The 24388-nt window shown below is 31.4% G+C and carries 9 protein-coding genes and 1 tRNA gene; all 10 read right to left on the bottom strand.

Annotation, left to right across the window (positions count from 1 at the left end):
• Positions 1-82: 82 nt before the first annotated feature.
• The 10 genes from AANAER_RS06180 to AANAER_RS06140 all read right to left on the bottom strand — a co-directional run bounded on the left by AANAER_RS06180 (position 83) and on the right by AANAER_RS06140 (position 24286).
• Positions 83-688 carry a response regulator transcription factor gene (locus tag AANAER_RS06180; RefSeq protein ID WP_129082683.1) on the bottom strand — a complete coding sequence of 202 codons (606 nt, stop codon included), beginning with the start codon at positions 686-688 and terminating at the stop codon, positions 83-85.
• A gap of 1 nt (position 689) precedes the next feature.
• Positions 690-2090 (bottom strand): HlyD family type I secretion periplasmic adaptor subunit, encoded by a 1401-nt coding sequence (locus AANAER_RS06175; RefSeq protein WP_228711174.1) that lies wholly within the window; start codon positions 2088-2090, stop codon positions 690-692.
• Positions 2062-4212 (bottom strand): type I secretion system permease/ATPase, encoded by a 2151-nt coding sequence (locus AANAER_RS06170; protein WP_129082690.1) that lies wholly within the window; start codon positions 4210-4212, stop codon positions 2062-2064. Before AANAER_RS06170 ends, AANAER_RS06175 begins: the two co-directional genes overlap by 29 nt.
• A gap of 13 nt (positions 4213-4225) precedes the next feature.
• On the bottom strand, positions 4226-6763 hold the full coding sequence (locus tag AANAER_RS06165; RefSeq protein ID WP_129082684.1) for a TolC family outer membrane protein: 2538 nt from the start codon (positions 6761-6763) through the stop codon (positions 4226-4228).
• Between the two features lie 97 nt (positions 6764-6860).
• Complete coding sequence (locus tag AANAER_RS06160; protein WP_129082685.1) at positions 6861-7556, bottom strand: response regulator transcription factor; 696 nt, start codon at positions 7554-7556, stop codon at positions 6861-6863.
• Positions 7549-10509 (bottom strand): ABC transporter substrate-binding protein, encoded by a 2961-nt coding sequence (locus AANAER_RS06155; protein WP_129082686.1) that lies wholly within the window; start codon positions 10507-10509, stop codon positions 7549-7551. The genes AANAER_RS06160 and AANAER_RS06155 overlap by 8 nt, the downstream gene beginning before the upstream one ends.
• Before the next feature lie 327 nt (positions 10510-10836).
• Positions 10837-10912: transfer RNA gene (locus tag AANAER_RS14920), tRNA-Glu, on the bottom strand.
• Positions 10913-10964: 52 nt separating this feature from the next.
• The gene (locus AANAER_RS06150; protein WP_140544064.1) at positions 10965-20144 is read right to left on the bottom strand and encodes a beta strand repeat-containing protein; all 9180 of its coding nucleotides are present in this window, start codon (positions 20142-20144) and stop codon (positions 10965-10967) included.
• 92 nt (positions 20145-20236) lie between these two features.
• Positions 20237-22426: a type I secretion system permease/ATPase gene (locus tag AANAER_RS06145; protein WP_129081927.1), complete on the bottom strand. Its 2190-nt coding sequence runs from the start codon at positions 22424-22426 to the stop codon at positions 20237-20239.
• 6 nt (positions 22427-22432) lie between these two features.
• The gene (locus AANAER_RS06140) at positions 22433-24286 is read right to left on the bottom strand and encodes a TolC family protein (RefSeq protein ID WP_129081926.1); all 1854 of its coding nucleotides are present in this window, start codon (positions 24284-24286) and stop codon (positions 22433-22435) included.
• Positions 24287-24388: the final 102 nt, after the last annotated feature.

Raw genomic sequence — 24388 nt, 5'->3', positions numbered from 1 at the left:
AGATTTTCCTTTTAGCTGATTATTAATTATTTTTTGATTTTAGTAATTTTTTTTTGCTTTGTATATCACCCAAAGGGGTGATTTATTGACTAAATAGAGATGCAAAAGATAATCTATCTTTTACATTTAGTTTTTCATAAATATGTTTTATATGGGTTTTCACCGTATTTACCGAGATATTTAACTCTTCTGATATTTTAAAATTTGTGTACCCTTTTTTTAACAAACTTGCCACTTTTTTCTCTTTATGTGTCAAATCTTTAAAAAGTAAGTTATCTTTGTTTTTACTGCTTTGCTCATTTGAATCTACTATATCTTTAACCAATTGGGTCGTAATATCAGGTAATAACCAAATAAAATTATTGTTTAGTGCCTCAATTGCAGAGTTTAAATATGATTTTGTCATCAAAGTATTGCCGTAACCTTTTATTCCGTTGCTTAGACACTTTTGTGCAGTTAAAAAATTTGGAAGATTATCTAAGAGTAAAACTTGATTTTGATTATTCACAAAATCTACAATAAGATTACTTGGAATATCTGTACAAATTGCATTATTTACTATTAATATACCTTTTTTTATCTCTAGTAAATCAGATAGTTCTTCAATAATAATTGTCGGATAATCTATTAGTTTCATCCATCTTCCGATTAAATATAAATCATCACTATATAAAAATATACTTTTCATCTTATCTTTCCGTAAAGGTGTATTGCTTTGTTTTTAATATAGGTTTTAATATATAATCCAGAATTGTTTTTTTACCGGTAATTATGTCCACATCAGCCACCATTCCGGGAATAATTTTCATCTGTTTCTCTTTTGTCCCAATATAATTTTTTTCTGTTTTAATCCTTACTAAATAGTAAGTTTTATCATCTTTTTCAGTGATAGTATCAGGTGAGATATTTATAACTTTACCTTCAAGTCCTCCGTAAATAGAAAAATCATAAGCTGAAAACTTCACTATCGCTTTTTGCCCTTGATAAATAAAAGCAATATCCGAAGGTAAAATCTTCACTTCAACTATTAAACTATAATCAGTAGGTACTATCTCAATTAAATCTTGGGCAGGTTTTATCGCTCCTCCTATGGTATTTACATGAAGTGTTTGAACTATACCGTTTGACGGAGATTTAACAATTGCTCTTGAAACTTGGTCTTTTGATGCAACGGCATTTGCCTCTAAATCTTTTAAAGCAGTAGTTTTTTCATTTAATTTTTCTTGGGTTTCTGATTTATAAGTTTCATTGGTCTCTTTTATTTTTTTCTCAATTTCTGATATTTCAGAGTCTATTTTATCAATAGAAAGTATTGCACTTTGAAGTTTTTGTCGTGCATCACTTTGTTCCCTTTGCAATTTTAAGAAATCAACTTCAGATCTAATCCCTCTTTTTACCATCGGTTCTGTCATTTTAACCTCTTTTTCTATTGCTTCAACGGCAAATCTAAGATGTTTTATAGTCTGTCTTGTATCTTTTAATTCATTTTTTTTCTGTTTATCTTGCTCTTTTAGAATTTGTACCTTTGTATCTAACTGTTTTATATTGCTTAGATAAAGCTCTTTTTCATTATTCAAGAAATCATTTAGAGTCTGATTATCACTTAAAGTAAATTCAAAAGGTTCTTGATCTAATTCAGCTTGAAGTCTTTTAATTTGAGCTTTTAAATATAGAATTTTAATCTTGTTTGAAATCAAAGTAGAAGAAGACTTTTCATTGCTGATTTTTAATAAAACTTGATCTTTTTTTACAAAATCTCCCTCTTTTACCAAAATTTCCGAAACAACTCCACCTTCTAAATTTTGTATTATTTGGTTTTGACCGCTTGGTACAACTTTACCGTGTCCTCTTGCTATTTCATCAATTTGTGCAAAAGATGCCCAAATAATAAAAGAGAATATTGTTACAGTAAAAGAGACAAGAACCCAGTGAAGTTTCTTTGGTCGATTATAAATAACTGCCGAACTTAAACTTTTCATATATTCATAATCATGTTTACTCAAATTTTTATTTACTTTGGGACTGTTTTTATTAAAAAAAGCCTCTTTTATCTCTTTTAGATTATCCATTTGCCGTGCCCAGTTTTTCAAGAATCTCTTCCTTTTTACCGTCTAAAACTTTTTTACCTCGATTCATAACTATAATTCGAGAAGTTAATTCAAGCATACTCATCTTTTGTGTTATTAAAATCAGAGTTTTGTTTCCGATATCTTCTTTCAAATTAGATAATACTTTTGTCTCTGTTGATTGATCCATTGCATTTGTAGGTTCATCAAAAAGATATGTATCGCAATTTCCTATCAAAGCCCTTGCAATAGCAACACTTTGACGCTGTCCGCCTGAAAGACCTAATCCTCTTTCCCCTATTTGCATATCATAACCCAGAGGGTGATGTTTCACAAAATCATCTGTTGTACTTGTTTTTGAACACTTTAACAACCACTCGTCATCTACAAATCTATATGAGCCTAAGATATTATTTTTTATTGTTCCTCTGAAAAGATGAACATCTTGAGGAACATAAGCTACGCTTTTTCTTAAATCCGCAGGATCAATTTGGGAAATATCAATACCGTCTATTAATATTGAACCGCTTTCAGGTTCATATAATTTCAGAATAAGCTTTGTTATAGTACTTTTCCCTGAACCTATTTTTCCTATAAATGCAACCTTTTCATTCTCTTTTATCGTAAAACTTACATTATCTAAAGCATAAACCGTTGAATCAGGATATTTGAAACTTACATTTCTAAACTCAATATCACCTTTTAAAGAGGGTCTTTTTACAAACTCTTTTGCAAGGGGTCTTTCTAAAGGTTTATTTACGATTTCATCCAACATCTTATAAGAAGTTTTTGCATCTTCGTAGTTTGAAATTAAAGCGGCAATTTGTCCCATAGGAGCGATTGATCGTGAAGAGAGAATCATAGCGGCAATTAATCCTCCCATAGTAAGTTCAAAATTTTGGATTTGATATACTCCTATTACAATAATCAATACGGTATTTAATCCAATTAAGAGTCCTGTTATTGTTGGTATTGAAGATGAGATAAGCTTTGATCTTAAACTTTTATTTGCTATTTCTCCCGTTGACTCTTCCCAGTCATATTGAACTTTTCCAGAGAGTCCTTGTGATTTTATGGTCTCGATATTATGCAGAGATTCAACTAAAATACCGTTTTTCTTTGCACTTGCTTCATAAGTACTCTCTATACTTTTTTGCAGAGGTTTTTTTATAATAAAAGCATAAAGGACAATAAGTGCAATTATAAAAAGAGGCACTAATACCATAACTCCCGCTATATAAAAAATCACTAATAAAAACAGAATAGAAAAAGGAAAATCTATAAGTACGCTAAGAGTTGCATTTGTTAAAAAAGATCTTATACTGTCAAAACTTTTTAAATTATTGGCAAAAGAACCCACTGATTTTGGGTGAGCTTGCATTTTCAAATCTATTACTTTTTCAAAAATAATAGAGGACATAATAATATCGCTTTTTTTACCCGCCATCTCTAAAAAGTATGACCTTAAAAACTTTAATGCCCCGTCTAAGAGAAAAACTAAAATAATTCCTATAGTAAAAACAAGAAGGGTTTCTTGGGCATTGTTTGGAATTACTCTATCATAAACATTCATAGTAAACAAAGGGGTTGCCAAAACAAACAGATTTATTAACACAGAAGCTAAAATACAATCAAAATAAATTTTTTTTGAAAATCCCAAAGTGTTCCAAAACCAGTGTTTGTGATTTTTTAAATCTAATGTTTTATTACTATTTGAATCCTCATATTCAAAAGCTTTTTTCAACATAAAAGCGTAACCTAAATACTCTTTTTCTAACTCTTTTACATCAACAATCTGCTCTAAAGGTTCATCTCCCGGGAAGATTATTTTAGCCCTCTTTTTATCATCTAAAAAAGTCTCTAATACGCAACTGTTATTATTAAAAAGTAGTAATATGGCAGGAAGTTGCAGCTGTAAAATATCTTGGATTGGTTTTTCGATTAAAATTGTTTTTAAGCCTGCTCTTGATGCAGCCCTTGAAAATAAAGATTTTGAACTGTTTTTAGAAAACAGTAATTGCTCCGACAGGTTTGCATCAATGGGCAAACCTGACATTAGAGACTCGGCAGAGAACGGTTTATGGAATAATCTTGTATATAGAACTAATGACTCTAAAAGATTATCCCTTTTAGGGGAATGGTATATCAATGTATCTCTTTTACTTTTTATTTACATTTACTAATTCAGCTTCGATTCTTCTATTTAATACTCGACCTTCATAAGTATTATTATCTGCTACAGGTTCTTCAAAACCTTTTCCTTGAGATGTAACTCTTGAGGCTTCAACACCGTTTGCAATTAAAAGAGTTCTTATTGCATCAGCTCTTTGTTTTGACAAATTTTTATTATATATAGCCGAACTTTTTTCACTCTCTTTACTTGAATGCCCTGTAATTACCGTATTAAACTCTTTATTATCAACTAAAAATTTAGCAAAAGCCAGTACCTTCTCTTTTGTATCCTCTTTTATTTTTGAAGAGTCTTTTTCAAAAAGTACTTCCAGATTGATTTTATTTGTACATCCATCTTTGTCTACAGTGTATCCAGGAGCAGTATTAGGACATTTGTCTTGTTCATTAATAACTCCGTCTTTATCATCATCTAACACTAATCTTTTAGGTACATATAAAGCAACTGCCACGACATTGTTTATATCGTGAAGGTCTGTTTCTAAAAATAGATTGTCAAAATCAACTCTTGATTGAGAAGCAATTCTCTCTTTATTTACACCGTTTTTAATTAAGGCATCGGCAATTTTTTGAGAATAATCTAATGCTTTATCATAACTTTCTTTATTATCTTTCATATTTTGAGTATGTCCGATTACTGTAACCGTAATATCATCTCTTTTATATGAATTTATTGTTTCAGCCATATTTTTTATTGTCTTATTAAACTCATCATCTTCTAAATCATAATTATTCATATCAATAAAATCAAATCTTTTAATTAATTCAAAATCATCATACATTAGATGTTTATCAAGTTTTGTTGACTCAACATTTTTATTAGCAGCAATATTAAACTCATAATCGTAAAGACCTAATTTTTCTGATTTTTTAGGACTGTTTTCATTATATTTAGGAACTTCGTCTAAATAAACAGCATGGTCTATTTCGAATCTGTTTTTTTCACCTTCTATAGCACAACCCTCCTCATCAACTAAGGCACCGAAAGTAGTATTAGGACAAGTATCTTTTGTATTTGCAACTCCGTCAAAATCCGAGTCAGCTTCAAACTCTACACAACCTGTAGGTTTTATATTATTCCCTGGTAAAGAGTTATCACAAATATCTAAAGAGTCCACAACTCCATCATTATCAACATCCAGTTTTACAGGTAAAGTATCCTCTTTTATTTCAAAAGGTTTTTTTGTAGGATAAATGATTTTTTCATATTGATTTTCATCTAAAAGTGAATTTACAAGTAATCCCATTGCATCTAAAACTCTGTATTGTGCAAAAAGTTTATCTGTTTCGGCATTGATGATTTGATTTTTTGAGTTGATTAAATCATTTTGTGCAGATAAAAGGTCTAATAGAGTTCTTCTACCCATTTCATACTCACTTTGATAACTATTTAAAGTATCCTCACTATATTCAAAGTAATTGTATAACTCATTTAGTTGTTTACTTAACATCTCATATGCAGACCAAGACAGTTCCAAACTCTCTATTGTTTGTCTTTTCAAATCTCTTTGAATTTCAATCTCTTTATTTATAGAACTTCTACTTTTTTGAATATCTGCTTTGTGTGCTCCACCTTTGTATAAGTTCCAGCTTAAAACAACGTAAGCTCTGAATCTATCATCGGGAGAGTCAAAATTATTATCTTTGTTAACATCATTATAAAGCTGTTCAAGTTCAAGATCTACTTTGGGATAATATTTGCTTTTTTTCTCTCTATATAAACTTTGCGCACCTTGTACATTATATTTACTTACAAGAATTGATGGATTGTTTTTTATTGCAACCATTGTTGCTCTTTCCAAACTCTCCGGCATTGCAAAATTTATTTTAGGTAAAGATAATTCAGAAACTTTTACATCTCTTCCTAAAATTCTTTTAAATCTAAACCCTTTGTCAAGCATATTGTTTTGTTGTACTACAAGATTTGATTTTGCCAAAGCTAAAGAAGAGTATATTTTAGTCATTTCAGATTTTGTTGTAAGTCCACTGTTATATAAAGATTTTACATCTTCATAAATTTTTTCATTAATTACAACATTATCTTTAGCATTTTGTAGTAATCTATAACTTCTAATTGAATCTAAATATGAACTAACCATTTGAAAAGCAATATCATTAGCATTTTCTATATAGTGATGAGCTGCGGCTAAAATTCTTGTTTTTTGATAATCTATTTTATTGGTTGTACTAAAACCGTTGAATATATTTTGAGTTAGTTTTAAAGAGTGAGTGTAATGTCTGTAATTTATATCATCTACATCATCTTCTTTATATTCTCCTGCATCATTAATACCCACACTAGCTCGATAATCCAAAGAGGGATACCATTCAGAGTCGGCAATATTTAAATCTTGTTGCACTTCTCTTAAATTTTTTAATCTCTCTTTTACTACAGGATTTGTATTTAAAGCCTCTTTTACACTATCTTCAAGTGTTAACGCATTTATATTTATACCCACAAGTAAAATACCACTTGTAAAAATACTAAGAATACTCTTCTTTTTCATATCTACTACCTTACACAAAATTTAATTTTAAGAATTGTATAAACAAGAAGTATCAAAGAAGTATCAAAATTAAATTATTAAATAAATTTTTAATAATTTATTTTCTATTTATTTTATAGCCCTCATTAAATATATTTAAGATTGTATTTTCAGGAAGTTTTTTTCTTATTCTTCTAATTAGATTTTTCAAGGCACTGAAACTTGCCTCTTCATTGTAATTGTTCCAGACATGAAAAAAGATTTCATCATAGGAAAAAACCTTATTTGCATGGGAAGTTAATAGTTCTAAAAGTAATTTTTCTTTATTTGTCAATTCGATATTTTTATTTTGGAAAATTAACTCTTTTAATTCATTGTTCCAAAGCAACTCCTCTTTTAACTCTACTATTTTTTTATTAGTAATACTATAAGTTGATATTTCATTAATTGCTAAGAGTAAAGCATCTTTTAAATTCTTTCTATTTACGGGTTTTTCTAAATATTTAACTAATTTTAAGGATGCAGCTCTAAGCAAGAAATCTTTATCTACATGAGCTGTTAAGATAATAGCTTTTGTTTCTATATCATTTATTCTTATCATCTCTAAAAGCTTTAATCCATCTATTCTAGGTATATTTATATCAACAATTAAAATATCGGGTTTATATTTTTTATATAAGTCTAAGCCTTCTTGCCCGTCTTTTGCTTCAATAACTTCTGAGAAGTTCATTTTTAGATAGTCTGTATAGTTTTTTCTTAATAACTCTTCATCTTCTATAAATAATATTTTATATGGATATAAATCTCTATTCATCAATTTCCTTTGGTAACTTTACAATAAAACAGACACCGAAATCTCTATTCTTTGCTAAAATTGTTCCTTTTAATCCTTTTTCAATAATCATTTTTGAAATATACAGTCCTAAACCTGTTCCTTGTGATTTGTATTTAGTTGTAAAATAGGGTTCAAATATTTTATCTAATATCTTCTCTTCTATACCATTTGCATTATCTTCAATATATATTGTTACTCTTTTCAAACTCTCTTTTACTTTTATAGATATCAAAGGATTAGGTATCTTATTTTTTGCAATTGCATCAATTGCATTATTAAAGATGACTAAAAAGACCTGATTTAATTCATTTGAGTAAGAGTTTATTTTTATATTTTTATCCATATCAATTTCTACTCTTATTTTATAAAAAGATAATCTACCTTTAATAATTTTCAATGTTGATTGTAAATTATCATATACAGAAAAAGACTCTTTTATTTTATTAAGTTCAAAAAAATTCTTAAAGTCATTGATTGTATTTGACATATATTCCGTTAACTGTTCTATCTCTGATAATTTTTCATTTAACTCTTCATCTAAATAATTTTTTCTTGAAAGTATTGCATCTATTAATAAAACAGATGAATTTATCTCTGCTAAAGGTTGTCTCCATTGATGTGCAATATTCTCAATCATCTCTCCCATTTGAGCCAACTTATTTTGCTCCATTATGGTTACTTGATACTTAGTATTTTTTTCAATCTCTTTTTTGATTTTATCTTCCAATGAGTTATTTAACTTTTCAAGCTCTTTTTTTGCATTTTTCAACTCTATTGCTTTGTTGTTCAATAAAATCTCATCTTGACGCTGTTTTGTTATATCAAAGCCAAAATTGATTATCTCTTTAGTAGGAAGTTCCACATTAGCCCACATTGTTACTATTTCTTCTTTATTTTTTGTTACAGGGTGCCACTCTTTATAAATTCCGTCTTTCTCTTCAAAAGAGATTTTTACTCTTTTTTGAATATTTGAATCAGGATAAAAAAGAGCCAATGGATTTTTTTCATCTTTAATATCATCAAAAGTATATCCAAAAACTTTTTCACACTCTTTATTCCAAAAAACTATCTTTCCGTCTTTATCAAACTGATTTAAAAGAATAGGTGCAATATCAAAAAGTATTCTAAATTTTTCTTCACTTTGTTTTAACTTCTCTTCGGCTATTTTTCTATTTTTAATCTCTTTTGTTAACTTTAAATTCCAATATATAAAAAGCAATACTACAGACATAAAAAAAAGCAAAATACCTAAAACTAATTTGTAATCAATAACCTTATTATATTTTAGATGTGTCCAGCTATAAAGAATCTCATTTTTCTTTTTTGTATCTATTGAATATAAAGCTTTTTCAAGAACTTCATTTAGTAAAGGTTCATCATTTCTTGAAGCAATACTTAAAAAGAATGATTCATTTAATTGCCCTGATATATTTAAATCATCAATAGACTTTTTATAAATTTCATGGTTTATAACTATAGAATTATCAATCAAAGCATAGATTTTGCCCTTTTGTATTTTTTCCAATCCATCTATAACTGAATTCACTTCAATAAAATTTATATCAGGATATTTATTTTTCATAAGTTCAAATATTGAATAGTTTTTAACAATAGCTAATTTTTTATTTTTAATTGTATTTAAATCTGTTATAAAAGGTTTTCCTCTTTTAGTTACTATTACTAAAGGTGTAGTTACATATGGCGTAGTAAAATTTAAATATTTTTGTCTTGAAGGTGTTCTTTGTGCTAAGGATAGAATATCACATTCACGCTTTTTTGCTTTGTTTAAACTTTGAGTCCAAGTCTTAGTAGGGATTAACTTAATTGGTATCTCTAATTTTTTTGAAACTATATCAATAAAATCTGCAGCAATTCCAATATGTTTTTTTTCTTTAATCATTTCCAAAGGCATCCAATTAGGATCAACGCACATAGATAACTCTTTTTTATTTTTTAGATAGTTTTTCTGCTCTTTGGTAAGATTCATATTTGAAGATTGATTTTTATAAATAAACTTTTTAATTGTATCTCTTGATTGTTTTCCCATAAACTGTGATTGGGCAAAGTTATCTGCTATTATGTGCATTTGCTCTAGATCAATACTTCCTATTGGATAAATATTCGTAAGCATCAAATATTCAATTTGTCTTGCCTCAAAAAGCAGAGTCTCTTTTGATTTTTTTTGAGTGTTATATTTATTTAAAATCACGTTAACACTCTCTTGTTTATTTTTTAAGGCGTATTCCCAACCTTTGATTGATGCTTCTTTAAATTTTTCTACTCTTAAAGGATTGTTTTTTAGTTCATCTGTTGTGGTAAAGAGATTCAAATCATAAAATTTAGTGCCGTAAACAGCTGGATCAAAAACATTGTATTTTATTCCCAATTTATTTAATGTATATATTTCATTGGTTGTAAAGACACTAATTGCATCCACCTCTTTTTTTATAAAAGCCTCTAATGAAAACTTTCTTGGAATATTTGTAAAATCATCAGAGTTGATATTAAATTTATCAAGCATTGTCAAAATTGTTCTTTTATGTGTACTATCCAATAAACCCATAACTTTTTTATTTTTTAAATCACTTAAAGTTTTAATATTTTCTTGGGTTACTAATACCAAAGGAGATTGTTTAAAAAAATTTGCAATCATAACTATAGGTTTGTTATTAAAATAATCAACAATAATAGAAGAAAAAGATAAACCGTAATCCACATTTTTTGACAATACTTCTTGGGTTATATCCATACCTTCTTTAAACTCTACAAACTCAACATCTAAGCCTGCCTCTTTATAAAAACCTTTCTCTTTTGCCATATAAAACCCGGCAAACTCAAATTGATGTTTCCATTGCAGCTGTAATTTAATCTTTTCCAACTCTTTTGAAATAAGAAGTGTTGATAATATTACTATAAAAATAAGATATTTCATAAAAGAGATCTTTTATAAAAAAATTGCAGATGATTATTTAATCTAGAAAAATTTATAAGCAATACCTTCCTTGTTTTTGTAAAATGATTATATAAAGTAAAAATTATACATAAATTAACATATTACTAAATTATATAATATTTTTTTAATATTTAGATATGATTAATGTAAATAAAAAAATCAATATTTATTTATAACCATATTTTTTATATAATAGTTTCCTTACAAAACAGAGAATTAAACATTTTAACAAATGATTTGAAAGATACTGGAAATAATAAAAAAAGAGTAATTAATAAAAAAGAAATTTTTAAAGTATAATTTTATTGGCGACCCCAGCATGATTCGAACATGCGTGTTTAGGAGGAAATCCTAACGTCCTTGGCCACTAGACGACGGGGTCTTTAATTTTAGGATTGAAATTATATAAAAAAGGTCTTTAAAAAGACCTTTTTTTAACTATCGTGATGAGTATCATCTAATCCATCATTCATATCTTTATCTGCCATTAAATTATGTGAACTCTCTTCTAAAGCTTTAAACGGATCATAATCATCAACTAAGTTTGTATCTTGGGTATTATCAGGAGTAGATGCAGCTTCATCATTTGATGAAAGTGCCGATGCTTTATCATCTTCTGTTTCACCTAATAATTGAGATAAACTATTTGTATCTTCTTCATCGCTTGATAACATATCTGATATGTTTACATGATTAAAATCATCTGAGTTATCTATAATATCATCAGTTACTATGGCATCGGACAAGTTATCAAAGTCTAGTTCAAGATTATCCAAATCAATTTCATTTTGATCGTATTCTTGAAGTTCGTTTAGGGTAATTAAATTATCATCACCTATATTTTGACTATCTATTGTTGACAAAACTTCACCGTTTTGTGAAAAAGTTATAGAATCCCCGTCATAATAATCAAAACTTCCTGTATCATCCGTAACTCCGTTTATACCTGAACTTGTTTGATATTCAACTCCAGCCTGCGGTTCTTTTCCTAAAGTTGCATTATTTAAGTCATCATCAATATGTTCTTCAAATTGTGTAGAATCCATATCTGTATACTCTTCCAACATTTGTTGAACATGATTCATTGCATCACTTTCTTCTACATAATTTCCACCCACGTTCTCTATTAGATGATGAACCTCTTCTTCACTTGCTGTTCTTAGATCAAGAGTAGTATCAGACAAAGCGTCCCTCATAGCTTGGGTAATTACTATATTATCTCCACTATCCAAGGTATCAATAGATTGTAAGAATACTGCCATATTTTCTAGATGTTCATCATTTAAATCACTTCTGCTGACATCTGCTATATCTTGTAAAAAAGTTTGACCGCTTGCGATATCTTCTGCCGTTGCTACACCTAAAACAACTCCTCCAACACTAAATGTTACATCATCTCCGGCTCTAAAATTAAAATTACCGTTTTCATCAGTCAATCCTGTAACTCCGGAACTTGTTTCGTAATATGCACCTTCTACTACACCGTCTATTAGAGTCGCACTTTGAAGAGAATCTTCAATATTAGAAACGACACCCTCATCATTTACGGTAACTGTAGCAGAAGTATCACCGTTTGTTGCAGTTATACTTGCCGTAATACTGTTTAATGAGTCTGAAGATAATTCATTATTGCTGACAACTGTTATAGAAGCATCTGAATTTGTATCTGTTTGAATAGTGTATGTTCCATCTTCATTTGCAGAAATTTCATTACCGTTACTATCTTTTAATATTGCATTTTCAGGAAGATTATCCAAAGTAATATTAGATAATATGCTGTCATCTGTTATATTGGCATCTAAATCAATTTGATATTCGTACGTAAGGTCTGAATTTGAGTTAATATATTCTTTTGCAAAGTCTTCATTCCCCATAAAATTTCCATCTTCAAATACAATTGCTTCGGCACCTGTTACACTTGTCCATTGTCCATTATGTTCTATTGTATAATTACCGTATCCATTATCATAGATTTTATAATCATTTTGATTTCCTGATAATTTTAATACATCATTTCCACTTCCAAGATTTATATTTGAACTTCCAAAATCACCAATTTGAACAAAATCATTTCCGCCGCCTGTTGACATTGAAGCATTTGTAAATTTTCCATCAATAACTACGGTATCATCTCCTCTTGAAAAAGCTGAGTCTGTATTGATATATTCACCGTTTACATCACCTGCAACATATAAGGTGTCATCTCCACTACCTAGATATATTGAACCGTTAGTTGCATTTCCTGAAAGAGTTAAAGTATCATCTCCTCCTCTTGTATATATATGTGATGAATAAGTATCATTAAAAACAAAAGTATCTGCCTCATTACTAGCAAATAAACTGTTGTTTACATAATCTTCCGTTCCGTTTGCTTCAAGACCTAAGTCATTTGAACTTTCAATTACATTTACATCACCGATACTCATATCTAAAGTAGGAGTTTCGATTAAATCAGGAACATCTACTAAATCGCTATCTTCTGCAATATTTGTATCTCCTCCATTACTTTCTGTTGATACTGCTTTAATTCCAAGATCAAAATCTTTTGTATCAGGAAGTACAGTTATAGTTAAGCTGTCACTAATAGAAGTATCTCCTTCAGGAACTACAATAGACCAAGTACCGTCACCGTTATCTACACCTTTACTAAGAGTTGCACCTTCCGGTACTCCTGTTATAAGAACACTTAAAGTTTCACTTCCATCAATATCAGAAAGAGCAGCACTTATATCAACAGGATAAGAGTAAGCAGTTACGTCATCTTCTGTCGTCATATTCGGTTCAACTTCAACTTCTTCGGAAATGTACGGTATACCGCCTGGAATTTCAGAAAGATCAACTTCTTCGGCAGGAGCATCTACAAGTACACTTTCAGTATATGTTTCTGTTTGTGTCTCTTCTTTTACCCATCCGCTTTGACCTTCATAAGTAACATCAATATTATGTACATTTACATTTTCATCCGATGCAGTAGAAGCAACCATAAAATCAAGTTGTACTTGTCCGTTTTCATCAAGATAGACTTGATAATCATAAGTAAAATCTTCTCTTTGATCCCATCCTAGATAACTTACATCTTCTGAATCATAAGTGTAAGAGTTTCCGTTACTTGAATAAAAGTTTACGTCAAGCTCTTCTCCATTTGCACTAACACTAAAATAGTCATTCGTACTTGTACTATTATTATCCCAGCTACCTTTTACTTCCAAATCAACAGTAATTGTTACTAAACGATTAGCCATATCAGGACCAAAATCAAATACTTGGCTTAATTCATGATCTTCAGGATTAAAACCGTTAACTTTATTATTTCCTACATTACCGATATTATTTATATCTTCACTTTGTGTAAGAACTTGATAATCTGTTTGCGTCCAGTTAATACCTGCTTCTTCCATTGCTTCATAATCAGGAACTAATCCTCCTGCTTCAACGGTAACCGTTTCAGGTAATCCCCTACCATTTATTGTTTGAACTTCAATATCTGAATTATTTGCAGTTAATCTAACTGCACTAAACTCTTCTCCAAATCCATACCCTCTTTGCCCATCATGTGCAGGACAAGAAGTACGCGTCGCAATTACCTTTCCTTTATCATCCAGGAACTCTACTTTAAGGCTTCCACTATTAAAGTTATTGAAATCTAACTCAATATTTTTTGTTGTTTCACCAAGATCTATTGTTGTTGAATGACCACTTCTTATTTCACCTACATTATGAGAAAACTCTTCTCCCAAAGTTTCGAAAGTTGTAGTTTCTGTTGCCACTTTCATTATAGGCTCGGCATCTACTACATGTGTCACTTCTCTTGTCATTTCTTGCTCTACAAGAACTTTAGGAGCATCTTCATTTATTTTATAAAATTTACCGTCATTATCTATTGTATATCCAAGATCTCTCAAAGCTGCCGTATCAATTTGAGATGTCTCTTGCATTTGATAATATTTTCCATCTTTTTCATAAATTCCGTCTGAATTGTTTGCATCTTCGTCAACAACTGCATTTTGAGATAAAATTGTACTAACTGTTCCTACATCAATAGAAGCAGTAAGAGAATCTGCTTGAGTATCAAATTCAACAAAAGTACCGCTTCCAACATCATAAGTACCGTCTTCAAACTCTATAGTTTCAATATTTCTAAGTTCTGTAACATCTCCAATACCGTTACTATCACTGTCACTTGAAGAAGTTTCAGTTACGATAACATTACCTTTTGAATCAGTAGTAATTGTATAATCTGCTATATTACCGCCAAAAGTAACAGTATCATTTCCATCACCGCCATCTATAACAAGGGAATCATTAGTATCATCGTTAGTACTTGTTACTTTTCCGTTTTCATTTGTTCCGCTTAAGATATCATCTGTATTAATAGTATCATCACCTGAACCCGTCATTATAAAATCATCTGAAGATTCACTATTTGCTTCAGACCAATCTCCATGCCAATAATGTGTAGTATCAGTTTGTGCTGTTTCATTTCCCGCTAAATCTGTTTCAGTAACACTGAAAAATTCATTGTCATTAACAGGTGTACCCTCTAAAGATGAAATATCAACTTCCCAAGTTCCATCATCTTTTACAGTAGTTGTTGCAACAATTTCATTGTTTTCATTATATAAACTAATAGTATTCCCTGCTTCGGCACCTGTTCCAAACATTGTTACGTTGCTATAGTCACCTTCATTATCCACGATATCAGTAATTGCCAATTTTGAAATATCACTAGTAGTTACATCTACTGTATGGCTTGATGTTCCTGTTGTTGTTACTGTATTTCCTGCTTCATCACTTGATTCTACACTTACTTCGAAGCTTGTATCTGCTGCTAGGTCACTTCCTGCTACATCTGCACTCCAGCTTCCATCTTCTCCTACTGTTGCTCTATACTCTGTTCCATTTACTGTAAAGCTTACGCTATCACCTTCACTTATATCTCCACCTGTTGCTGTTCCTGTTACTGTGATTGTTTCATCTGCTTCACTTGCATTTATTACATCATCTGTTGTGATATTATCTACACTTACTGTTCCTGCTTGCGCTTCTACATCTACTGTATGGCTTGATGTTCCTGTTGTTGTTACTGTATTTCCTGCTTCATCACTTGATTCTACACTTACTTCGAAGCTTGTATCTGCTGCTAGGTCACTTCCTGCTACATCTGCACTCCAGCTTCCATCTTCTCCTACTGTTGCTCTATACTCTGTTCCATTTACTGTAAAGCTTACGCTATCACCTTCACTTATATCTCCACCTGTTGCTGTTCCTGTTACTGTGATTGTTTCATCTGCTTCACTTGCATTTATTACATCATCTGTTGTGATATTATCTACACTTACTGTTCCTGCTTGCGCTTCTACATCTACTGTATGGCTTGATGTTCCTTTTGTTGTTACTGTATTTCCTGCTTCATCACTTGATTCTACACTTACTTCGAAGCTTGTATCTGCTGCTAGGTCACTTCCTGCTACATCTGCACTCCAGCTTCCATCTTCTCCTACTGTTGCTCTATACTCTGTTCCATTTACTGTAAAGCTTACGCTATCACCTTCACTTATATCTCCACCTGTTGCTGTTCCTGTTACTGTGATTGTTTCATCTGCTTCACTTGCATTTATTACATCATCTGTTGTGATATTATCTACACTTACTGTTCCTGCTTGCGCTTCTACATCTACTGTATGGCTTGATGTTCCTTTTGTTGTTACTGTATTTCCTGCTTCATCACTTGATTCTACACTTACTTCGAAGCTTGTATCTGCTGCTAGGTCACTTCCTGCTACATCTGCACTCCAGCTTCCATCTTCTCCTACTGTTGCTCTATACTCTGTTCCATTTACTGTAAAGCTTACGCTATCACCTTCACTTATATCTCCACCTGTTGCTGTTCCTGTTACTGTGATTGTTTCATCTGCTTCACTTGCATTTATTACATCATCTGTTGTGATATTATCTACACTTACTGTTCCTGCTTGCGCTTCTACATCTACTGTATGGCTTGATGTTCCTGTTGTTGTTACTGTATTTCCTGCTTCATCACTTGATTCTACACTTACTTCGAAGCTTGTATCTGCTGCTAGGTCACTTCCTGCTACATCTGCACTCCAGCTTCCATCTTCTCCTACTGTTGCTCTATACTCTGTTCCATTTACTGTAAAGCTTACGCTATCACCTTCACTTATATCTCCACCTGTTGCTGTTCCTGTTACTGTGATTGTTTCATCTGCTTCACTTGCATTTATTACATCATCTGTTGTGATATTATCTACACTTACTGTTCCTGCTTGCGCTTCTACATCTACTGTATGGCTTGATGTTCCTGTTGTTGTTACTGTATTTCCTGCTTCATCACTTGATTCTACACTTACTTCGAAGCTTGTATCTGCTGCTAGGTCACTTCCTGCTACATCTGCACTCCAGCTTCCATCTTCTCCTACTGTTGCTCTATACTCTGTTCCATTTACTGTAAAGCTTACGCTATCACCTTCACTTATATCTCCACCTGTTGCTGTTCCTGTTACTGTGATTGTTTCATCTGCTTCACTTGCATTTATTACATCATCTGTTGTGATATTATCTACACTTACTGTTCCTGCTTGCGCTTCTACATCTACTGTATGGCTTGATGTTCCTTTTGTTGTTACTGTATTTCCTGCTTCATCACTTGATTCTACACTTACTTCGAAGCTTGTATCTGCTGCTAGGTCACTTCCTGCTACATCTGCACTCCAGCTTCCATCTTCTCCTACTGTTGCTCTATACTCTGTTCCATTTACTGTAAAGCTTACGCTATCACCTTCACTTATATCTCCACCTGTTGCTGTTCCTGTTACTGTGATTGTTTCATCTGCTTCACTTGCATTTATTACATCATCTGTTGTGATATTATCTACACTTACTGTTCCTGCTTGCGCTTCTACATCTACTGTATGGCTTGATGTTCCTTTTGTTGTTACTGTATTTCCTGCTTCATCACTTGATTCTACACTTACTTCGAAGCTTGTATCTGCTGCTAGGTCACTTCCTGCTACATCTGCACTCCAGCTTCCATCTTCTCCTACTGTTGCTCTATACTCTGTTCCATTTACTGTAAAGCTTACGCTATCACCTTCACTTATATCTCCACCTGTTGCTGTTCCTGTTACTGTGATTGTTTCATCTGCTTCACTTGCATTTATTACATCATCTGTTGTGATATTATCTACACTTACTGTTCCTGCTTGCGCTTCTACATCTACTGTATGGCTTGATGTTCCTGTTGTTGTTACTGTATTTCCTGCTTCATCACTTGATTCTACACTTACTTCGAAGCTTGTATCTGCTGCTAGGTCACTTCCTGCTACATCTGCACTCCAGCTTCCATCTTCTCCTACTGTTGCTCTATACTCTGTTCCATTTACTGTAAAGCTTACGCTATCACCTTCACTTATATCTCCACCTGTTGCTGTTCCTGTTACTGTGATTGTTTCATCTGCTTCACTTGCATTTATTACATCATCTGTTGTGATATTATCTACACTTACTGTTCCTGCTTGCGCTTCTACATCTACTGTATGGCTTGATGTTCCTGTTGTTGTTACTGTATTTCCTGCTTCATCACTTGATTCTACACTTACTTCGAAGCTTGTATCTGCTGCTAGGTCACTTCCTGCTACATCTGCACTCCAGCTTCCATCTTCTCCTACTGTTGCTCTATACTCTGTTCCATTTACTGTAAAGCTTACGCTATCACCTTCACTTATATCTCCACCTGTTGCTGTTCCTGTTACTGTGATTGTTTCATCTGCTTCACTTGCATTTATTACATCATCTGTTGTGATATTATCTACACTTACTGTTCCTGCTTGCGCTTCTACATCTACTGTATGGCTTGATGTTCCTTTTGTTGTTACTGTATTTCCTGCTTCATCACTTGATTCTACACTTACTTCGAAGCTTGTATCTGCTGCTAGGTCACTTCCTGCTACATCTGCACTCCAGCTTCCATCTTCTCCTACTGTTGCTCTATACTCTGTTCCATTTACTGTAAAGCTTACGCTATCACCTTCACTTATATCTCCACCTGTTGCTGTTCCTGTTACTGTGATTGTTTCATCTGCTTCACTTGCATTTATTACATCATCTGTTGTGATATTATCTACACTTACTGTTCCTGCTTGCGCTTCTACATCTACTGTATGGCTTGATGTTCCTTTTGTTGTTACTGTATTTCCTGCTTCATCACTTGATTCTACACTTACTTCGAAGCTTGTATCTGCTGCTAGGTCACTTCCTGCTACATCTGCACTCCAGCTTCCATCTTCTCCTACTGTTGCTCTATACTCTGTTCCATTTACTGTAAAGCTTACGCTATCACCTTCACTTATATCTCCACCTGTTGCTGTTCCTGTTACTGTGATTGTTTCATCTGCTTCACTTGCATTTATTACATCATCTGTTGTGATATTATCTACACTTACTGTTCCTGCTTGCGCTTCTACATCTACTGTATGGCTTGATGTTCCTTTTGTTGTTACTGTATTTCCTGCTTCATCACTTGATTCTACACTTACTTCGAAGCTTGTATCTGCTGCTAGGTCACTTCCTGCTACATCTGCACTCCAGCTTCCATCTTCTCCTACTGTTGCTCTATACTCTGTTCCATTTACTGTAAAGCTTACGCTATCACCTTCACTTATATCTCCACCTGTTGCTGTTCCTGTTACTGTGATTGTTTCATCTGCTTCACTTGCATTTATTACATCATCTGTTGTGATATTATCTACACTTACTGTTCCTGCTTGCGCTTCTACATCTGCACTAGAGGCTGTTGCACTTGCTGTTTCCGAAGTGTTACCCGCAGCATCCGATAAAGTTGCTGTTACCGTTGATTCAGGTGTAACTTCGATTGTTACTCCGTTTGCTATATCATCTGCACTTAATATTACTGTTGTTTGTTCTCCATTTACAGTATATGTTAAAGTATCTCCTACTTCACTTCCCGTTACAAAGATTGTTGCACTTACTGTTCCATCTTCTCCTAATTCTTCTGCATTATAGATTCCGTCTTCACCCGGATTTTCAAAGCTGATACTAGGTGTTCCTATTTCCGTATCAACAGGAGTATTATCTGTTGATTCATCATTTGTATTATTATCTACTACTGTATCTGCTGTTGATTCTTGATTTTCTATTGTTGTATCTTCATTTAATATTGTTGGAGTAATTATATTTTGAGTATCCAACTGAGTGGTATCTTGATCTAATTGTGTATTTAATTGTTCGCTATCTACATTTTGTGAAGCAAGGTTTTGATCTGTTATATTATCTACTGCTATATCGGCTAATTTTGTTTCATCTAGTTGAGTATCTATATATTCTAAACTTGCTAAATCGCTAATCTGGGTTATGGATTCTTCAAATGTTCCTTCATTGAAGAAAGTGCTGTCAAGATTGAAACTAACGGGTCCTGTTACTTCGACTTCTCTTCCGTCGTCAAATATAATTTTTGCAAACTCTGCAATAGTAAGTAATCCACCGTGATCCGAGATTTCATCTCTGTTTTTTAAAATCTCTTCCGATGTTCCGTCTAAAGTTACTAAACCTTTTATATCCGTAATTCTTGCAATAGCCATAACAAATCCTTTATTTCTATTATTACGACTATCTTATAAAAATTATTTACCTTTGTAAAGTATACTTTGGTATAAATTAAAGAGAGGGAAAACTATTTTTTCCCGAGTTTACTTAATACAATCTCTTTTTTACCGTCTAATACTATTTTCCCGTCTTCTAGAACAATAATTCTGTCGACAAGTCTTAAAAGTGAGGTTTTATGAGTTACCAACAATACTGTTTTATTTTGTTGATATTTTCTGATATTATTTATAAATCTTGATTCCGTTGACATATCCATAGAGCTTGTAGGTTCATCTAACAATACTATAGGATAAGGAAGAAGAATAGATCTTGCTATTGCAATCGCCTGTTTTTGTCCTCCGGAAAGAAAAGATCCTCTTTCCCCTACTGGCATATCCAATCCTTTTGGATGTTTATTTACAAAGTCCAAAACTCCGCTTATTTGTGCTGCTTCCAGAATTTTGTCATCATCTATATGGGGTGTTCTATAAACGATATTCTCTTTTACTGTACCGTCAAAAAGCAGACTCTCTTGAGAAACATATGCAATGTTTTTTCTAAGTTCACTTGGGTCTAATTGTTTTATATCTATATTATCAATTAAAATTGAACCTTCATCAGGATGATATAAAGAGACCATAAGTTTTTCAATCGTACTTTTTCCCGAACCTATTTTTCCTATAATTGCAACTTTTTCACCAGGTTCTACACTAAATGAGATATTTGTCAAGGTCTCTTTATCTGCTCCTGGATAAGTGAAAGTTACATTTCTAAAATCAATTTTTCCTCTATATTCAGGTCTAGCAACAAACTTTTTACCTTGAGGGTGTTCTACAGGAAGATTCATAATATCATTTAAAGCTTCATATGTAGTTTTTGTGTGTTGAAAAGTTGAGAGTAAAGAGGATACTTGTCCCATAGGAGAGATACATCTTGATGAAATTATTATTGTTGCAATAAGTCCCCCCATAGAAAGATTATTGTCTGAAATCATATATGTACCTAAGATTACCAAAGCTACCGTGTTTAATTGAACCAAAAATGAAGTTACAGAAGTAATTGAAGATGAAATCATTTTTGATTTTATACTTTTATCCGCGATTTTTGAAGTTGCTTCTTCCCATCTCCATTGGGAGTAACCTGTTGCCCCTAAAGATTTGATTGTTTCTATTGAAGATAAACTCTCAATTAAAACTGCATTTTTATTTGAACCTGCATCATAAGACTCTTTTATACTATTTGCCAATTTTAATTTTGCATAATATGTATATATCAATATTATTATAATAATTGAGATAGGGACCATTACCAAAGCGCCGCCTATAAAATAGATTGCAATTAAAAAGATAAAAATAAAAGGTATATCAATAAGCAGTGCTATTGTTGAAGAGGTTAAAAAACCACGAATACTTTCAAACTCTTTTAAAACATTTGCCAAAGCTCCCACGGAGTTTGGAACTGAAGACATTTTCAAATCCAATACTTTTTCAAAAATTATTGAAGAGGCTATTATATCGGTTTTTTTAGCGGCTGTTTCAAGAAAATATGAACGTAAAAATTTTAGGATTATATCAATTACATATATAACTAAAACTCCTATAGCCAAGAGCCATAAAGTATCTTTTGCATTATTAGGAATTACTCTGTCGTAAACATTCATTGTAAAAAGAGGAGTTGATAAAACAAAAATATTTATAAGAAAAGAGGCAATAATTACATCTCTATAAACATCCCTTACTATTTTTACGCTTCCCCATAACCAATGGCTCTCTTTTATACTTGAAAGAGCCGTATCGTTTTCTTTAAATTCAAGCTCTTTTTTAAGTAATATTGTAAAACCGTAATATTTTTTTTCTAACTCTTCTATAGATACGACAGTTTCAACATTGGGTGCTTCAGGAAGAGTTATTCTTGCACTTTTCATTTCATCGTCAAAACCTAAAAGAATACAAGCTTCAAGTTCATCTTTTGGATCCTTATTATCCAAAAGTAAAATACAAGGGAGTAATAAAGGATTTATCTTCTCTAATTTTGTTCTTAAAACTTTTGTTTTAAAGCCTGCTTTATTGGCTGCTCTTGAGAAGAGAGATCGTGAATTATATTTAGAAAAAAGAATCGGAGTATTTCTGCCTGCTTCTACAGGTAAACCTGCAATCAAAGAATCTTTTGAGTAAGGTCTTCCGTTCATTTTACAAAAAATGGTAAGACAATCTAGAATAGAGTCCTCTTTTTTATACTCTTTTATAGAGTTTAAATCTAATTCATCATTTATTTGCATACTGTATTAAATACTCCCTAATAATATTAAATTAAAAGATTTCGGATGATACTTTTTATATAATTTCTGTTTTATAGAAATTTTTTCAACTCTTGGACTGTTTCTTTTCAAAGAAGAAGGTAATAAGTTCAAAGCCTCTATAGCCTCTTTTTTTGAATCAAAAACTCCGTACATTATTTTTTGAAGTATTTTATCATACCCAAAACTAAAATAAAAAGCACTATTTTTCATCTCATGTTTGTCCAAAAATTTTTCTGCTTTTTTTGAGCTGTCCGTATAGGCTAGATTAATCGTATATTTATCTTCTGCGGCAGTTAAAAACTTCTCTTTAAAAGTGTTTTTTTCTTTCTTTGTTTTTTTATCCAAAGAAGAGGATAAACTTTTCATTTCTTCTAAAGTGTTGCTTTTTATAATTTTATTGTCCGTATCGTTTTTATCTTCAGATTTTTCAGGTTGCAAGATATCATCTTGTTTTTCATCTTTTAAATCAAAATTGTTTTCATAATTATAAGGATCAATTTTAAATAAATTTGAATTTTTATTATTCCTCTCTGCTTTATCAATAGGAGGATAATCATCTGATAAAAGATTATCGGCAAGTTTTCCCATAGTTGCCAGCAGATCATATTTTGCATACAATAAATCATAAACATTTGAAATATAATCTTTTTTTACGTCTATATAATCAATATAGTTTTCAACTAATGTATTTAAATCTTGTAAACCTAAATCAAACTCTTTAAAAGTCGCATCCAAAATATCTTTTTTGGCTATTAAATAGTATTTTAAACTTCCGTTTTTATCTTTATTCAATTCATAGCTGTTCCAAGCCAGTCTTACTCTGTTTTTTATTTGGTATTGGCTTTTTTTAATAAGATACTGTTTTTCTTTGATATTTTGTAAAGCTTTTTTTGCTTCTGCAAGATTTTTACCGCCGTTATAAAGGTTGTAACTTAATTCGACTCCTATTGTATATTCATTGTATTCATTATCGTCTTTTGGATAAAAAGAATCATTTAGATTATAAGAACCTACTAAATCGACATTTGGATAAAACTCTTTAATAGTCTGTTTTTCTTGAGCTTTTGCTACTTCTAAATTTATTTTTGCGACATTTACGGTAGGATTTTCTTCTAAGGCTATTTTTACTGCTTTATCCAAACTTTCGGGCATTTTTGAAAAAAAAGTGGGCACTATAAGTTCAGAAGAGTCAAGATCTCTTTGAACATAATATTTTAAAGATTCCAAAGCTTCCGTTAAATTGATTCTTTGGGTGTCAACATTTACTCTGCTTTCACCTAAATTTCCTTTTACTTCTTCATACTCTAATTTTGTTCCGTATCCCAAATCCAATTTTTTATAAACTTTTCTGAAAATATCTTCACTTATTGAAACTTTTTCTTTACTTAGTGTTAAGAGATCTTTTTCTCTTAATACGTTTATATAACTTTGAACATAATTTGTTGCAACGTCATTTTGACTCTGTTTTAGATAATAAACGGCTGATTCATATCTTTTCTTTTGCAGCTCTTTTTCATACTTTGATTCAAAACCGTCAAAAAGCGGTTGGGTAACTTGAATAGAATATTCATCACTTTTTGTATGAGAACCTGTTTCAGGTCTTTTTTGACCTTCTGTTCTTTTACTTGATTGGGCAGTTACGGAGAGATCTACTTTGGGTTGCATCAAAGAGTTTGCAATATCTTGATCATATTGAATATTTTTTAGATTATTTTCGTTTACTTTAGAATCCATATCGTTTTCCAAAGCCAGTTTAAAGCCGTTTTTTAAACTAAATGCACTAAGATCTGATAAATTAATAACAAATAAAATAATAAAAAGAGTAATCAAATTTTTCACATTTACTTCCACAAATAACAAAATCAGAATAAATATTACCAAATTTTTATAAATATTTTTATAAAATTATTTCAATATTTTTGTATTTTTTTATTTTTAGGT

The sequence above is a fragment of the Halarcobacter anaerophilus genome (genome assembly GCF_006459125.1).
Taxonomy (GTDB): domain Bacteria; phylum Campylobacterota; class Campylobacteria; order Campylobacterales; family Arcobacteraceae; genus Halarcobacter; species Halarcobacter anaerophilus.
The sequence above is the reverse complement of the archived record's forward strand: the minus strand, read 5'-3'. Positions and strand labels throughout refer to the sequence as shown.

Excerpts from the sequence above, each read along its gene's own strand:
- AANAER_RS06150 (WP_140544064.1), bottom strand. The coding sequence starts at position 20,144 with ATGGCTATTGCAAGAATTACGGATATAAAAGGTTTAGTAACTTTAGAC.
- AANAER_RS06155 (WP_129082686.1), bottom strand. The coding sequence starts at position 10,509 with ATGAAATATCTTATTTTTATAGTAATATTATCAACACTTCTTATTTCA.
- AANAER_RS06165 (WP_129082684.1), bottom strand. The coding sequence starts at position 6,763 with ATGAAAAAGAAGAGTATTCTTAGTATTTTTACAAGTGGTATTTTACTT.
- AANAER_RS06160 (WP_129082685.1), bottom strand. The coding sequence starts at position 7,556 with ATGAATAGAGATTTATATCCATATAAAATATTATTTATAGAAGATGAA.
- AANAER_RS06180 (WP_129082683.1), bottom strand. The coding sequence starts at position 688 with ATGAAAAGTATATTTTTATATAGTGATGATTTATATTTAATCGGAAGA.
- AANAER_RS06145 (WP_129081927.1), bottom strand. The coding sequence starts at position 22,426 with ATGCAAATAAATGATGAATTAGATTTAAACTCTATAAAAGAGTATAAA.